We start from the raw sequence: 16,811 nt of genomic DNA on the forward strand, positions 1-16,811 counted from the left end.
TTAAAGACGTTTGAATAACTTTAATTGTGTTTTTTTAATATTTTTCTAATAATTATCCTGCTTAGAATAACATAAATATTATTAAGGATTTTAAGATTAAATGAATTATGGTTTACTGCCAATATATACTCAGTTTGTTTGCCTTAATATCAAATAAAGTGATTTTTTAAAGGGGAAAGTTTCATTGACTTGGTGAATTAATGAGCACTAAAATGGAGTATCAATTGTTACGTAGTAGTTGATGCACAAACAGTTTATTGAACTTTTTTACAAAATAATTAATTATTTTTTGATTAAATGCTATAGCTAAATAAATTCTTTGATATCAAAGACACTGATAATTTGTATTATTTTTCAAGTAAATCTTTACTGGAAAAATTGTTTAATTTTGCATCGAGAACCATGAGAGATGCAGTGAGAATAGGTGTAGTGATGTTAAAAAGGCAAAAAGTTTTCCAAATTTTCATGGGTTTGGTAACTGTTAGTTTAGTGAGCGTTATTTTATTTAATCAGCAAAGTTGTAATCCCACAGTGGTGGCCGCGCAAATTTCGTCATTGTTGCCTTGGACTAGCAAGCAACTCGGCAAAGCGCCAACTACCAGTTTAACTGCAACAGAGCCTTGGATGCGGATGAGTGAACCTGTATATAACTCGCAGGTTTATCAACCAGCAAACTTTCGCTTAACTGGTACGAGTACTTGGAATCCGCAGTCGAAAAGCTGTGATGTGGCGTTAAAGTGGGATGATTTGACAGCACCAGCGGCACCATATCAGCTTAATGGTGGCTATAAAGTTTATTCTTCATCAGCGAGTAATGCGAGCTGGTTGATGGAACCAATCAATTATGGCAAGCACCTCAAAGTTTTGAATGTGTATCCGGATAAAGGAAATTTTTTGAAAAAATGGCTTGCTGGCTATGATAAAGATCCCTCTGACGGTTCGAGTTTGTTAGATATCACTGAAGTGCCACTGACGACTTTTAATAAAAATCCCGATTATTATTTATATCAAAATCATCAAAATGGTGCCTATCAATATGATTCCCTCTTTTTTGGCTCCAAAGATAGCAATGGGAATCAAGATATTAGTGATGTGGCGGGCCAAGCTGTGACCAAGTTCGGGAATACGGGTCGCGCAGTGATTATTGGTCATGATGTTGTCGCAGGCAATCATTCGCTAGCACAACATGCTAACTTCAACAAATATTTAGCCGATAAATTAGGAATTCAAGTCGTGGCAGTGCCCGATGGGCAAGTGCAACCGCGGGTAGGCTCGACCAAAGTTAAATTTGTGAACGCTGGTTTTTTAACTGAGTATCCTAATGAATTACCTACGGATCAAGATTATACGATTTCCAAATCGCATACTTTTGGGCAGTACTATCTCTATGGCGGGCAAGCCCAACGCTGGATGCAATTTGATCAACCTTATTCAGATGCTGAAAATAGTCATTTCTTTGCCTTAAACGCTGCCAGTAATCCTTATGAATTAAGCAGTGGTCAAACACCAGCGGCAAGCGATTTAGGCGATAACAATCATTACTTAATTACCAAAAATAATTATGCGATGATTCAGACCGGTCACACTTTAGGAGCTTGTACCCCTGATGAAGCGCGGATTATCGTGAATACCATTTATTATGTTTCGTCCTTAACGACGACGAATACCGCTAATATTAAAACCGCCAAAGATACAACAGCGCCCAATGAACCCGACGTGAGCCTGGCTAATACTAATCCTGGTAATCCGAACTGCCTCAATATTACTTTAGATAAGCATGTGGCTGCTGGAATGAGTTATAACGCGCAAGACGGCGATAATGGTAATCTCTATAATTTTAAAATTACGGCTAATGTTGCCGGGAGGAATGAAGAACTAGATTCGGATGCCATTCATCAAAAGGTTGAAAGTGGTGTTTGGGGTTATCTCTACCAAATTGATAATCAGCCTACCGCCACTTTGACGCCCAATCATGATAGCTATGGGAATGTTACTTTAACCGACATTGACCGCAGTGATGGGAGTGGTGAACACCTGACACCAGATATTAATAATTTAAAAGTTAGTTTTACCGCCCAACGTTCACTCGGCCATTCGCAATTTTTGCATGTTGCTACCGTCGATCGGGCGGGCAATGTTTCCACAACTAAAACGGTGAATCTGAATAGTTATAATTTGCCGTATCAAGGCACCTTAACGACAACAGGGCAAGTGGATGGACAGGCTGCTTCAACGACACCAACTTTTCGTCCTGGCGCGACTGTCCAGTTGAAGAGTGATTACCAGATGCAAAATCAAGCTTATAGTTATCAAGATTTACAAGCACCCATCCACTTCAGTGATCATTTACCAGTCGGCTTAACGTATGTGCCTAACAGCTTACAGGTAACACTGCGAACAACTAGTGGACAAAGTTATACTTTGACGCCACAGCAATTACAGGCTAATCAGCCACTGGACTTTAGTTTGTCGAGTCCAGATGGAATGGCTATTTTTCCACCGGGGAGTTTAATTGAAGTAACTTTTCAAGCTGCAACGTCAGCGCAAGATAATTTAGTCCAAATCATGAATCATGCCGAAGTGACGGGCAAGAGTAGTGATCAACTATCCCAAAAGGCCACTAGTGATCTAACGATGACGCGGGCTGGTGTGTTAGAAATTACGAGTGTGCCCCAAGAGATTGCCTTTGGGACTGTGAAGAGCGCACCAGTCAACAATGATAATACTAAAACGATTGGTGATCTGAAAGTGCGGCATTTTAGTTCGACTACTGCTGCTAGTCAGCACTTCAATGTGCAAGTGGCGTTTAATCAGCAATTACGTAATTCATTGCTCACGCCGGTAACGGGGTGGAATTTACAGTTGGATACGGACAATGGTTGGCAATCGGTCACTTCTGCGACAAACTTGGGTCAACAAACGCAGTTTAGTGGTAATGTGCAAGGGGGCATCGTCGATTTTGTTAAGCAAATTGGAGTCGGTAAATGGCGGTTAACCATTCCCCGGACACATCCGAAGAGTGATGATTATCAAGGAACCATCACTTGGAGCGTGGTCAATGGAATCAATTAAGTGAACGACATTTTAGCAAAGGCTGGAACAAAATAATTAGAGGTTGAGGTAAAAAGGATTGTTCGTCAATTTCAACGGACATTTTCTTTTGATAGTGCCTTAAACCTCGTTATTGTTCCAACCTTTTTCATTTGCAATTTACATAGTTTTTAAAAACTAAGATCTGACAAGAGGCACTAAGAATCTATTTGGTGAAAGAAAGTAAATTCACGCACGAGAATATGTGGATTCTAAATGATAATTAAATTAAATTTGCTTCGATATCAAAAAAAGTTATTTTTTTCAATCAACGTTTGCGTAGTAATTGGATTTTTATTGACTTTAATGATTGTTTTGCATTAAAATTATTACGTAAATAATTCACGTGTTTTTAATTAAAATTAGGCTTTATTTATTAAATAAATGCTATTTTGAAAATAATTTTCGGAAAATATTTTTAATTATTGTAAAAAATAATCTTGCTGGAATCGAATGTGAGTTCAGAGTTGGTTGGTTTTAGTTGCTAAATGTCAGTTGCGATGAAAAAAGGTGTAATGATGTTTAAATTACAAAAGCTAATTCAAAAAACAATCATAGTGGTGGCGATCGGATTTTTAGGCATTAATGTTGGGGTAGAACCAGTTAGTGCCCAACCAGTTCAAGTTGCAGTTGCCGCTAAAAAGCAAACAGGCACTGATTTAAAATCTATGATTGACCAAGTGCAAAATTTGGGACAACCAGTTGCTCAGTCCACTCCAACAACGCAACAATCGCCTACCAAAGCGATTCGCGTGGCTCAAACACCCGCCAAAACTACTTCTAATTTAGGGGATGCAGCAGTTCCCGAGCCAGTCTATAACTCTACGAAGTATGTTACTCCTGGTGCTCATCCTCGTTTTAGTTTAACTGGACATAGTACTTGGAATTCACAATCGAAAAGTTGTGATGTTACTTTGAATTGGGATGATTTAAGCAATTCTTCAGAATATACGTTAAATAGCGGTTATAAGGTGAATTCGGCATTAATAGGTGCGAAGACTTGGACTATTGAGCCCATTAATTATGGGCGCCGTTTGAAAGTCTTGAACGTTTATCCTGATGACGGTAAACATAACGGACGTTTTTTGAAAAGTTGGTTGACCGGTTATGATAAAAATCCCGATCCTGCTTCAGATCATGAAAGTATGTTAAATGTAACGGAAGTGTCGTTGCCTAACTTTAACAGTAATCCTGATTATTATTTGTATACTAATCATAGTTCGGGTGCGTTCCAATATGATGCCATTTATTTTGGCTCACGAGATAGTAATCTACACCAAGATATTAGTACTACTGCTAGTCAGGCGGTGGCTAAGTTTGGTAATGCTGGTCGGGCGGTCATTATTGGTCATGATGTCGTGGCGGGTAATCACTCAATTGGTCAACATACCAACTTTAACCAATATTTAGCCGATAAATTAGGGATTAAAGTTGTTCAAGTGGCCGATGGGCAAGTGCAACCACGCGTGGGTTCACAACAAGTAAAATTTGTTCATACCGGTTTTTTGACCGAGTACCCTAATGAATTACCAATTGATCGCGATTATACGATTTCTAATTCTCATACTTTTGGCCAATATTATATGTATAGTGGTCAAGCAGAGCGCTGGATGCAATTTGATCAGCCGTATTCTGATGCGGAAAATAGTCATCCGTTTGCGATTAATAGTGCTAATAATTTGTACGAATTAGCAGTGGGACAAGCTCCGGCTAAAACTGACTTGGGTGATAATAATCATTATTTAATTACCAAAAATAACTATGCCATGATTCAAACTGGCCATACTACAGGAGCTTGTACACCGGACGAAGCGAAGATTATTGTCAATACGATTTACTACGTTTCATCTTTGTCAATGACTAATTCAGCGACGATTAAAACTGCTCAAGACAAGGCCGCACCGAACACGCCTACTATCTATGCTACTAAACCAACTGATCCAGACAAAATCCATATTACGCTAGATAAGCATGTAAATGACAATAATTCTTATGCTACTCAAGATGGTGACAATGGGTCGGTCTATTGTTTTAAAATTCAAGCCAATGTTTCTCAATTTTCAGATAGTGAAATTGAATCGAATGGGATTGACCAAAAAGTTGAAAGTGGTGTCTGGGGTTATCTATACAAAATTGATGATCAAGCTTCGGAAACACTCACGCCGCGGCGTGATGCTTATGGTAATGTGACTTTGACAAATGTGGACCGGCCGGACGGAAGTGGTGAACATCTGGTACCAAATATCAATAATTTGAATGTTGGTTTTGACGCTCAACGCTCACTAGGACATTCAAAATTTTTGCATGCTGCCACCGTTGATCGGGCAGGCAATGTTTCCACAACTAAAACGGTGAATCTGAATAGTTATAATGCGCCGTATCAAGGACAATTAACGCAAGCAACTCAAGGAGCAGAACAAACAAGCTATAATACTACAACGACTTTTCAACCAGGTGATCGAATCAATTTTAAAATGGATTATCAAATGGATGATAAGTCATACGCCTGTCAAAACTTGAAGTCACCGATTACTTTTAGTGATCATTTGCCGAAAGGTTTAACTTACTCTTCGGGCAGTCTCAAAATCAGTTTGACTACTCCTAGCGGTACCAAATATAATTTGACGCCCAGTGTTGCTGACGCAACGCAGCCCTTAGATTTTAGTATGAACAGCCCTTCTGGAACGATTTTTCCGCCGGGCAGTTCAATTGAAATTACATTTCAAGCGCAAACTTCCGCACAGGATAATTTTATTAATTTCGTCAATCACAGTGAATTAAGTGGCACTAGTAGTGATGGTACTAAGCAATCATCCGAAGCTAATGTAACTTTGACACGGACGGGCGTGCTGACGATTAAGGAAGTACCGTCGGAAATCAAGTTTGATAAAATTCGTATCCCCAAAGATAGTGGGACAAATGCTTCGACTGTGGGGAATTTAAAAATTCAACATTTTAGTCCTGACAGTACTAATGCGGCCACAGGTTCGCAGAATTTTAACGTTCAAGTTTCGTTTAATCAAGCTTTAGTCGGTAAAAACAAAAAAACTACTAAAAATTGGAGCTTAGATTTGAAAACAGATCAAGACTGGCTGCCAGTGGAGACTGGAACGAAGTTGGGCCAAAAGACTGAATTTACCGGTAATACTACGACGGATGGCATTGTTGATTTAACTAACAAAGTCGGGAAGGGCCAGTGGAAATTGACAGTTCCTAAGGTTCGCCCTCAAAATAGTGATTACAGTGGTACTATCACTTGGACAGCAGTAAATGGACTGAGTTAAGTTTTAGAAAATATTGGCGTAAAAAAATCAGTATTCAATTAGGAGCTAGATTTTTAAAATTCTGGTTCGAGTCATAATAGCATTGTTTTTAGTTTTCACCATAGTAATTGTTTGTTGGTTCAAAATAGTTCACCAAATTAATTTAAGAGATACAATAAAGTGGCTAGATCCTTGTAAATCAAGGATTTAGCCACTTTTGATGGTATACTTAATAAGTAAAGTTAAATGCTAAGGCAGTGGCTATTCCGAAAGGGAGTGGTGCTTATGGTGTAAAAACTGTAAACCCAGATCCTAAAGAAAGGAATAGCAAATTGTTTCATTTGAACGTCCACGATCTTTGCCAAATAATCAATACGATTATTGATGTGGCAAGTTTCGTTTGGATGGTCAAACAAAGCACAAAAAAGCTGAAATTATCCAGAAGATGAGTCAATTAGCGCAAACATTACCTGAATTTGAGATTTTATGTAGTATTCCTGGAATTAATGAATTAAGTGCTAATTTAATAATCGCCGAATTAGGAGATATTAGACGTTTTAAATCACCTAATAAAATCAATGCCTATATTGGCATTGACCTACGGCATTATGAATCAGGCAAATATTTAGCAGATGAACACATTAGTAAACGAGGAAATAGTTATGCCCGCAAGATTCTATATCGAACGATTATGAATATTGTTTCGGCGGGAACATATCCGTCTGGCAAGAATCATATTTGTGATTTTTATCAAAACAAAAAGCAATCCTCAGGGACAAAAAAGACCAAGAAGATTGCCATAGCTGCGATAAACCGCCTTATCAGAACGATATATCACCTTATTTTAACAAATCAAAAATATAATTATCAACTAAAATAAAGAATTAAGCTCTGGTTTTATTAAGCACCTTAAAAATTGTTGTTTAAGGTGTTAGTTAGTTATTGCCAAAAATCATATTACGCAGGTAATTTAACATTTTAAAATAATGAAACTAAGGATAAAGATAAAAATAGATCCTAATTAATTAAGGTTTTACTTGATTAATGGTAGAAAAAATAGCTGTCCTTAGCCACGCCATGATATGAACCCAAAAAGTAAGACAGTTTTTAAATTTTAACTTAGGACTAATTTCCGATACTCAATCGGTGTTAGTCCTTTTAATTTTATCTTGATTCTCTGATGATTATAGTAATGAATATATTCCTTGATTGCTACCTCTAAGTCATCTAAGCTTTCAAATTGTTTCTCAAAGCCATAATACATTTCTCGCTTGAGTATACCAAAGAAGCCCTCCATTAAGCCATCGTCGAGTGAATTTCCTTTACGTGACATGGATTGTTTGATTCCACGTTGTTTTAACCATGATTGAAATCTTTGGTGTTGATACTGCCAGCCTTGATCAGAGTGCATAATGATACCTTTCAAGTTTGGATATTTATGCTCTGCTTTTTCCAACATAGTCATTGTTTGTTGGAGATTAGGACTACGAGAAATGGTGTAGGAAATAATTTCTTGCGTACACCCATCCATGATAGGCGATAGATATGTCTTCTGACCATGAAGATTGAACTCAGTCACGTCACAATACCACTTATGATTAGGTTTATTTGCACTAAAATTGCGTTGAATTAAATTGTCTTTGATATGACCTTGGCGTCCACGATAACTGTTGTACTTACTGTGCTTTTTACTAACTATTCCTGAAATTTTTAGTTTGTTCATTAGGCGTAAGACCTTTTTATGATTGACGATAATACCTCTGCGTCTTAACTCACAAGTAATTCTACGATAACCATAGCGATGACAGTTAGTTTCATAAATCTCTTTAATCTGGATCATTAAAGCTTGGTTTTTGGTATCTTTATCAGTTTTATTGATTGTGTAGTAGTAGTTACTACGGGATAAATTGGGTAAATCAGAACATTCATTAATGATTTTAAGGACATACTCAACGCTGACGCGGAATTCTTTTCTTACCTTGATAATTGCTTGAACTAGTTCCTCTGATCGGACTGGTCGATCAGAGTATTTAACTTTTTTCTTAATTCGATCTCGACATGCATTTTCAAGTTCTGCTGCTCTAAGTCTTGGATTTTTTGTTGGAGAAGCTTGATTTGTTGAGCTTGATCGTTCATGAGTTGGTCTTCCTCTCTTATGATTAATCACATTATACCCGTCTGTTTTGTATTTGCGTATCCAAGATTGTAATATCGATCGATTTTTTAATCCTAAATCAATAGAAACCGAGTAGATGGTTTCGTGATTCAGTAATACACGATTGATTGCTTGTTCTTTAAATTCTACAGAATGGGGCATATATGGGCGATCCAGCAGTTCAATACCGTGTCGATCAAGTAAAGCCACCAAATATATAATAGTAGATCGCTCAATCAAGAACTTTTCGGACAGTTCCTTAATTCCGTATGAATAATTTTTCCATAAATTGTAAATATCAATTTTGTCTTGTTTAGATAATCTGCTCATAAAAAATGCCTCCAAAAATTAAGATTGTTGTCTTAATTTTTGGGGGCATATCACCAGGCTAGATAGCTATTTAAAGTAGATTTAAAATTTTGAATAGTCACCGCTTTGGTAACTTTACGGAAAGGTTAGTGTTACAGCACTGACCTTTTCTTATATACAAATAATAACATAGTTGGAAATAGATTTCATGTCAAAGGATCGTATTGATGAGTTTGAGATTACTTTTCTATTATTAAATTTCGAATATTAATTATCCCTACTTTTCATATTTTGCTATAATGAAGCTTGTTATCTACATATGCATTAAAGCGCAATTCATTGGTCAAATAATGAGGGGATTATTTAATGAAGAAACAGCGAAGTTGGGGAACAGGATTGCTAATAATTTGCAGTTTGTTGGGACTGCTGTTAGTTGGGTGTCACAAGCAGGTAGTTAATCAACAAATTACGCAATCGAAAACAGCTTGGTATTTATACCAAAAGCCCAATCAAAATGTGCAACGCTTGCGTTTTTATCGCAATCAGACAGTAGGGGTGCAACATGTTAGCTTATTGGGCGATCGCCATGGCTCAAGCGTGTTGAATGCTAAGTTTGCGAATCCTACCTATCAGCTCAATCAAGATGGTCAAGAAATCACGATTAATACGACTCATCCGAAAATGATTTTAGCTGTTAAAAAAGCCTACCATGAACAAAAAGCTGGTTACACACTAACCGGCTTTGACGTGACTTATCAGGGTGAAAAGTGGAAGTTGGGCCAGATTACCAAAGTTAATCACGCTAAAAATAAGAAGTATCGTCAGTATCAAAAGCAACAGCGTCAAGCACAGTTAACGACGAAGCAATCAGATCAATTAGGGCCAACTTTATTAAAGCATTTGGTGACACCGTCTTTGAAAAATGCAAGTAGCCAATTAAATAATCAATCAATTGCGGGCGAGTATAATTATCGCGCCCTGTTAGGCATGAGTCGGGTTTATGGGCATTTAAGTATTGATAACAAAGGGCATTTTACGAATACTTTATATGTTCACGCCAAGCAAAGCGTGAAAAATCCTAACCAAGATAATCCAGTGATGTTAGAACAACAGACAATTTCTGGAATTTTAACAAGTTTATATGGTAAATTATATTTTAAGCCGGCTAATGTTTTAAGTGTCAAATACTTTACAGCGGGGCAAAATCCTGAAAATCCGGCGATTAAGTCGTTTAATTTGACGACTAATTCCAAGAGATATGGTCAAAATATTAAATTGGCCAAGTACCGCATTGAAAAAACGGATCAGGGGCTAATGCTTTATAATCAAGACTTAGCAGCATGGACTGATCAAAAGCAGTCCACGACTGACGGTGTTCAGCTCTATGAAAACGCCAAAGCAGGCCCCACTTTAAAGCAGCAGTACGATAGGTTGTATCAGCATTATCAAGATTTAAAGAAAGCGCCAGTTACCTCGAATGCAGATTTAAGGCAATATGTTGCAGTTAATGCTAGTCAACATGATAATACGTTAGCGGGAATTGGTATTAATTTGGCGGGCAAATTTAGCATTACACAAGATGCTAAAAGCTTTACCGGAATTGATCGTCAAGGCCATCAACAACCAACTCGCCAATACGTGGCGTTATTAGAACCGGCTATTTTGCAAGATCAAAAAAGTAAACACACCGTGAATACCCCCGCTGGTCAATTCTTGGTTTTTGGTGTTTATCAACAGCGTTTATATCTATTACAACAACCCGATAGTGATTCCACGACCACTACGTGGACGGGGTTTAAGAATCTAAAATTAAAATTACCAATTGCGAATATTACGTGGAATTAATGAGGTGACCACATGAAATTATATCGAGAGTTTTTACAAAATCAGCAACTGCGCCGGAGTGTGGTGTTGTTGTTATGCATTTTTGTTATTTGGTTAATGCGAGGGATCATGAGTATCGTCTTGTTAACGTTTATTTTTACTTTTTTGTCCATTAATTTTGTCCGGTGGGTGCAAAAACGCCTGCACTGGTCGCCGTTTTGGATTGTCACTCCGTTGTACTTAATTATTATCGGGGTGATTTATCTGTTTGCAACGCACTATATTCCTAATATCATTAATTCCACGGTGCAATTATCCAAAAAATTATTTAGTTTTTATAATAGTAATCAAGTGCAAAATAATTCGGTCTTGGCTTACATCGTCGATAGTCTGAAAAGTTTAAAATTAGATGATCAGCTCAAAAAAGGTGTTGCTCAAGTAGTGAAATATTTGACTAGTGTCGGGGCTTTAGGTGTTACAATCGTTTTATCCTTTTTATTGAGTTATTTTTATAGTTTTGATGCGGATAAAATGAATGATTTTGGGCGTTCTTTTCAAAAGGGACACTTGGCATGGTTCTTTCAAGATATTAATTATTTTGCCCAAAAATTTGTGAACACCTTTGGCGTAGTTTTAGAAGCCCAGTTGGTGATTTCGGTTGTCAATACAATTTTAACGAGTATTGTCATGATTATTTTGAAGTTTCCAGGTATTCCGAGTTTAGCAGTCATGATTTTTGTGTTGTCCATGATTCCGGTAGCGGGTGTAATTATCTCCTTGGTTCCATTGTCAATCGTGGCTTACTCCGTGGGTGGTTGGCAACCAATGATTTATATCTGGATTGCTGTTTTATTAATTCATACGCTAGAAACCTATGTCTTAAATCCCAAGTTAATGTCTAGTCGCACCAACTTGCCGATTTTTGTGACCTTCGTAGTGTTACTCATTGCCCAAAAAATGTGGGGTACTTGGGGGTTAATTGTGGGTATTCCAATTTTTACTTTCTTTTTGGATTTACTAAAAGTTAAAACAATTAAAGTCTGATGAAAGTTAGTGTTCTGTATATTACTTTTATGTTAAACTGATATTAGTTGGTAATAGAGTGAGGTATTTTATATGTCATTATTTAATAAGCAACATTCTAATAAACAATCGGATTCTAATCAGCCGCAAGAACAACAAATGGCTAATAATCAACAACCTAATCCGAATATGATGCCGAATCAGGCGATGAATAATAACAATTATGGTGGTGCTAGTCAGCAAACACAGCAAATGCCGGTCCAAAACCCGAATAACGTAGCTTTGAATCAACAAACGCAGCAGATGCCAGTGCAAGATCCCAACGCGGCGTTGAATCAGCAAACACAACAAATGCCCGTCCAGGACCCGAATGCTTCCATGGGCCAACCGACTCAGCAGATGCCAGTTCAAAATCCGCCGGCCAATGATCAAAACGCGGCTAACGCCAATAATTCGGGTTATTTTCAAGATGTTGCTGAATATCCCGTGCAAAATCCTGCGCCTCAGAATAATGATACCAATTTATATCACTCCAGTAATTTTAATAAGCCCAATGTGACAGTTAATGAAGTCACTGAAAAAACGGCTTCGAAGAATACCGGTTGGGATCAGTGGCGTCAAACTGAAGAACAATTAACCAATCTCAAGTCTGAACAACAAGAATTGAAGCACGTATTGAAGGGGCAATTACTGAGCAGTCGGACTTTTTATCATCAAACGCTTCAAAGAAAGCAAGAGAGTGATGACCCGTACGCCCAAAATGTTAATTACGACTTGCAACAAATTCAACAAATTAATGATTCTTTGAAACGCTGGTTTGGAACCGATGCTATTTCTGGTGAGGTTATGTTTGAAAAAGGACAACAGTATTTAGTTTTAGAAGAACGTTTGGCCCAACCGGATGATGAAAGTACTGATGATTTAGCTAATTTGAATTTTTATTTAGATTCATTTCATGTGTTGCCTAATTTAGTGACGTTAAACTTTGATGAAGAATTAGCGGCCAATTGGCAAGATAACCTGGACGCAGGGGTTGTTAATCCCGAATCACAATTATTAAACTTGTACCAATATTTTCAAACTGAAGCAGACGCCAAAGCCAATGTGAAGCGTTCTGGGATGGGCATTGAAATTAGCCCTCATGCACGTGTAGAAACGGACTCGCAACAAAATATTGATCGCATTTATGAGCGAGATAGTTTAGTGATGAAGGTGGTCAAGGATGAAGACGGGCAACCAGCTAATATCTACCACTACTATAACGGTCAATTGTTAAGCTTAGACTATTTAAATGAAGCAGGAATTAATCTGGTAACAGAGTTTTTTGATAGTCAGGCGAAAGATCAATTGTTGCGTAAGAATTTTTATCGTTTAGATGGCACGTTGGCGGTGATTTTGAATTATCAAGAATCCCAACCGCGGGTTCAGGTCTTCAATCATAATAATTCTTTAGTCCAAGCTTTTGAAACGGAGCAAGATTTTGCAGCTTGGTGGCTGGTCAATAAGGTCTTAAATGATAAGACGACGATTATTGTTCCCCTGAGCTCACCGGTTTGCATGATTCTGCTAGAATATCCGGATGCTAATTATCAAGTAATGCCTTATATTGATGACTTCAAACAGCAACAAACTGAAGTTTCACAGTTATTACCGTTGACGGAACGTTTGAGTGCTGGAATTTTGGTTAAATCAGCTGATGATCAAAAACGTTTAAGTGAATTGACGCAAGGGCAAGTTAATGTTTCCATTGTGAATGCGGATGATGAACAGTAAGAATACTAAATTATAATTTATAAAAGCTGAGACAAGGCGATTAATGAAGCAGCATTAGTTGGTCATTAATTCGAAAGTCGCCAGCTTTTTTTTTGCTGTTGCAATCCATGCTAAAATATAAAGTGATATCTATTTTGTTAAATAAGTTAGGAAAGGATCTTTTGATTAATGCGCAAGCAGCAAATTGATAGTCTGGATGCAATGAAAATCTTAGCTGCTTTAGCAGTAGTTAGTATTCATACGGGCTTTGTTGATGTTTTAGACCGCTTGAGTCACAGTCATTTTTTTACTTTGACAGTTCGGATGGCTGTGCCATTATTTTTTATTGCTGCAAGTTTTTTATTGGCGCGTCATATTAATGTCCATCATGATCGTTTGCCAGCTTTAAAAAATTATACGATGCGGATTGGTAAGCTGTATATTTTTTGGTTGATCTTATACGGGTATTATATTGGGCGCGATGCGTGGGATAGCTTTCGCATATATGGTTGGAATTTGCCACGTTTTTTATATACTTGTGGTCAATGGTTACTGGTGGGTCCTTGGACCATGTTAGTAGGCTGGTATTTAAATGCACTCTTATTTGGAGTTTGGTTTGTTTATTGGTGGGGACGTAAAAGACCTAAATTGGGTTTTAGCATTGCCTTAATTATTTTTTTGACGATTGTGTTCTTTAGTGCCTATGTACCTGTGAACACCGGTATTTTAATCGCTTGCACACTTTTTGTCGGTCCGATTTATGTTTATTTGGGCCAATTTATTGCCCATTTAACGACTTTGCCAAGTTGGAAAACCTTGGGCACGACGTTGGTTGCCGCGCTTATCATAGCTTACTGTGAGTTACATTTTGTCTTACAAGGACATGGTCACAGCGATCAATTAGTGAGCTACTTATTGTTAGCTCCCGTGTTATTTATGATAACTTTGAAAATACCGCTCCATTTGCCACATGCTAAATGGTGGCGCAATTTAAGTACGGTGATGTATTTTAGTCATTACTTATTAATGAAAATTGGTTACAATTTTTTGTATTATCAAATTCATAGTACAACGTTACGTTATGGCTTAGTCGTTATTGCAGCTGTGCTTTGTTACTTGTTGATACTTGGTTTACAGCACACGCGGTTGCGGTTTTTGGTCAAGTGGTCTTATTGACACTAGTTTACTGAAAACATATAATATCTTGTGAGAATGTAAACCTAATAAAAGGGGTATTGCGATTATGGCAAAATTAGTATTTATTCGTCATGGCCAAAGCCAATGGAACTTATCAAATCAATTCACTGGCTGGGTTGATGTGGATTTAAGTGAAGAAGGCGTTGAACAAGCTAAAAATGCGGGTCGGTTATTGAAGGCTGAAGGCATTGAGTTTGATCAAGCTTATACTTCTGTCTTGACACGGGCTATTAAGACGTTGCACTATGCATTGGAAGAAGCCGGTCAATTATGGATTCCGGAAGAAAAATCTTGGCGTTTGAATGAACGTCATTATGGTGCTTTACAAGGATTAAACAAGCAAGAAACAGCTGATAAATATGGTGATGAACAAGTCCATATTTGGCGGCGTTCTTACGATACTTTACCACCATTATTGGATGCTAGTGATGAAGGTTCTGCAGCACAAGATCGGCGTTATGCTGACTTAGATCCACGGGCTATTCCTGGTGGCGAAAACTTAAAGGTTACTTTGGAACGGGTTATTCCATTCTGGCAAGATAAGATTGCGCCGAAGTTGTTAGACAACAAGAATGTGATCATTGCTGCTCATGGTAACTCTTTGCGGGCTTTGACTAAGTATATTGAAGACATTTCTGATGAAGACATCATGGATGTTGAGATGGCTACTGGTCAACCTGTAGTTTATGATTTAGATGATCAATTAAATATCATTAGCAAGACTAAATTAGGCTAGAAATCAGTAATTTTAAGAGAAACTTCCTTAATGGGAGGTTTCTTTTTTTGTTGTGAAATTTAAAGTTAAGTACTATTCTAAATGATAGTACTAGTACTATTTATTTTTGTGAATAAAGGAAAGTCTAATGAGTAAAGTTGTCTTATATCATGCAACCGATAATTTTAGTAAGGATAAAATATTAGTTAATGGTTTTAACATTAAAAAAATTAATTGGAATTATCTTTATGGAAATACATATCGTAAATACTTGAAACAGCCAGGCAGTTTAGGATATGGCGTTTATGGTTTTTATAATGATAAAAATTTAGCAAGAAATTATTGGGATAGCTTACAAGATAGTAAAAATTGCTCAATTTTAAAACTTGAGGTTGATATAGATGAGGATAAATGTTTAAACTTTGTCGATGATTTAAATGATATGAGAGCTTTTAGAGAATTTTTGATGAATCCCAAAACGCAATTAATAATAGGCCAATTGAATAACAAATATAAAAATAAGATTACTCAGCATGAATTAGATGGAGCTTTGTTAGAATACTTTATACAAAGTAATAAAGAGTATATTTGTATTGACTATGTTTGTTGTGCTACAACAACTAACTTATATCAGACGATTCATAGTTATATTCCTAATGGGATAGAGTATTGTATTCGAAATAGAAACAGCATTTATAATGTTGAAGAAATATCATTGGAGGAGGATTGAGAACATGGCTAAATATTTAAAGGGCTATGATGCCTTACTAAAGCATAATGATGAAATAGCGGAACAATTAACAGTTGAAGATTTGACCAATTTCATAGAAATGACGTCGGATCATGGTAAATATGAGTACTCTGCTGAATTATATTTGTCAGATATGGTGGCTAATGAAAATTTTAAGTCTTTATCTTCTGAATTTAATGAATATGATTTATTGAAACATCAAAATGACAGTGATATCAATGATTTGACAAGGGAAGCGGTGTGAATAAATTGTCCAATTCTGAACCGATTATTAGATTTAAAAATTATAAAATTCATAGAATAGATTATCAAGTGATCGATCAACAGCAGTATAAAAAGGAGTTTGGGAAAGCCAACGTTAGGGTTGGGTTAGGTATAGGTAGCAAAATCAAAGAGCATACAGGTGTTGTTCAAATTAAAGTTACTTTTGGTAATCATAGTGATGAAGAACTTTATCGAAAATGTTATTTAGAAGTTGAGGCTTTTTTTGAAGTTAGTGAGGAGCTAAAAGAAATAGAAAAAATAAAAAAATATCTAGCCATTAATGGATCTGCGATGCTTTATCCGTATGTTAGAATGATCGTGTCAATGATTACGGCTTTGGATGATTCTAAGGTTAAGCTGTTGCCAACGCTTAACTTTACGGATGCTTTTAAGGAATGGCATGAGTAGGTTTTTCAATTAATTTAAAAATAACGTTTCTGCAGGAGCTGTTCACAAGTGAAAATTGTG

General features: G+C 36.9%; 11 protein-coding genes and 1 pseudogene. 11 read left to right on the forward strand and 1 reads right to left on the reverse strand.

All coding sequences use genetic code 11. The features are described from left to right. Positions 1 to 432: 432 nt before the first annotated feature. The 3 genes and pseudogenes from AC3B6D_RS05535 to AC3B6D_RS05545 form a co-directional block, all read left to right on the forward strand. Positions 433 to 3,072 (forward strand): hypothetical protein, encoded by a 2,640-nt coding sequence (locus AC3B6D_RS05535; RefSeq protein WP_489775123.1) that lies wholly within the window; start codon positions 433 to 435, stop codon positions 3,070 to 3,072. 536 nt (positions 3,073 to 3,608) lie between these two features. Then, the gene (locus AC3B6D_RS05540) at positions 3,609 to 6,374 is read left to right on the forward strand and encodes a hypothetical protein (protein WP_489775124.1); all 2,766 of its coding nucleotides are present in this window, start codon (positions 3,609 to 3,611) and stop codon (positions 6,372 to 6,374) included. Between the two features lie 400 nt (positions 6,375 to 6,774). Next, positions 6,775 to 7,233 (forward strand): annotated as a pseudogene (locus AC3B6D_RS05545) (transposase); the annotation flags it as partial. Positions 7,234 to 7,467: 234 nt separating this feature from the next. On the opposite strand, the gene AC3B6D_RS05550 reads toward AC3B6D_RS05545, so the two are convergent. Beyond that, entirely contained in the window at positions 7,468 to 8,838 is a 1,371-nt protein-coding gene (locus tag AC3B6D_RS05550; protein WP_489769279.1) for an IS3 family transposase, read from the reverse strand. A 345-nt stretch (positions 8,839 to 9,183) separates the two neighbouring features. Here AC3B6D_RS05550 and AC3B6D_RS05555 point away from each other — a divergent pair, with 345 nt between their 5' ends. From AC3B6D_RS05555 to AC3B6D_RS05590, 8 genes are all read left to right on the forward strand, one after another. Then, entirely contained in the window at positions 9,184 to 10,662 is a 1,479-nt protein-coding gene (locus AC3B6D_RS05555; RefSeq protein WP_489775125.1) for a hypothetical protein, read from the forward strand. Positions 10,663 to 10,674: 12 nt separating this feature from the next. Then, complete coding sequence (locus AC3B6D_RS05560; protein ID WP_489775126.1) at positions 10,675 to 11,685, forward strand: AI-2E family transporter; 1,011 nt, start codon at positions 10,675 to 10,677, stop codon at positions 11,683 to 11,685. A gap of 72 nt (positions 11,686 to 11,757) precedes the next feature. After that, entirely contained in the window at positions 11,758 to 13,437 is a 1,680-nt protein-coding gene (locus AC3B6D_RS05565) for a hypothetical protein (protein ID WP_489775127.1), read from the forward strand. Positions 13,438 to 13,605: 168 nt separating this feature from the next. Continuing rightward, the gene (locus AC3B6D_RS05570) at positions 13,606 to 14,592 is read left to right on the forward strand and encodes an acyltransferase family protein (RefSeq protein WP_489775128.1); all 987 of its coding nucleotides are present in this window, start codon (positions 13,606 to 13,608) and stop codon (positions 14,590 to 14,592) included. Positions 14,593 to 14,659: 67 nt separating this feature from the next. Beyond that, positions 14,660 to 15,349 (forward strand): 2,3-diphosphoglycerate-dependent phosphoglycerate mutase, encoded by a 690-nt coding sequence (locus AC3B6D_RS05575; RefSeq protein WP_489758111.1) that lies wholly within the window; start codon positions 14,660 to 14,662, stop codon positions 15,347 to 15,349. 127 nt (positions 15,350 to 15,476) lie between these two features. Beyond that, positions 15,477 to 16,058, forward strand: a complete 582-nt coding sequence (locus AC3B6D_RS05580; protein WP_489775129.1) for a hypothetical protein — start codon at positions 15,477 to 15,479, stop codon at positions 16,056 to 16,058. Between the two features lie 4 nt (positions 16,059 to 16,062). Beyond that, positions 16,063 to 16,323 carry a hypothetical protein gene (locus tag AC3B6D_RS05585; protein ID WP_489775130.1) on the forward strand — a complete coding sequence of 87 codons (261 nt, stop codon included), beginning with the start codon at positions 16,063 to 16,065 and terminating at the stop codon, positions 16,321 to 16,323. Further along, complete coding sequence (locus AC3B6D_RS05590; protein WP_489775131.1) at positions 16,320 to 16,751, forward strand: hypothetical protein; 432 nt, start codon at positions 16,320 to 16,322, stop codon at positions 16,749 to 16,751. Before AC3B6D_RS05585 ends, AC3B6D_RS05590 begins: the two co-directional genes overlap by 4 nt. Positions 16,752 to 16,811 lie beyond the last annotated feature (60 nt).

The organism is Bombilactobacillus sp. ESL1097 (assembly GCF_058107205.1).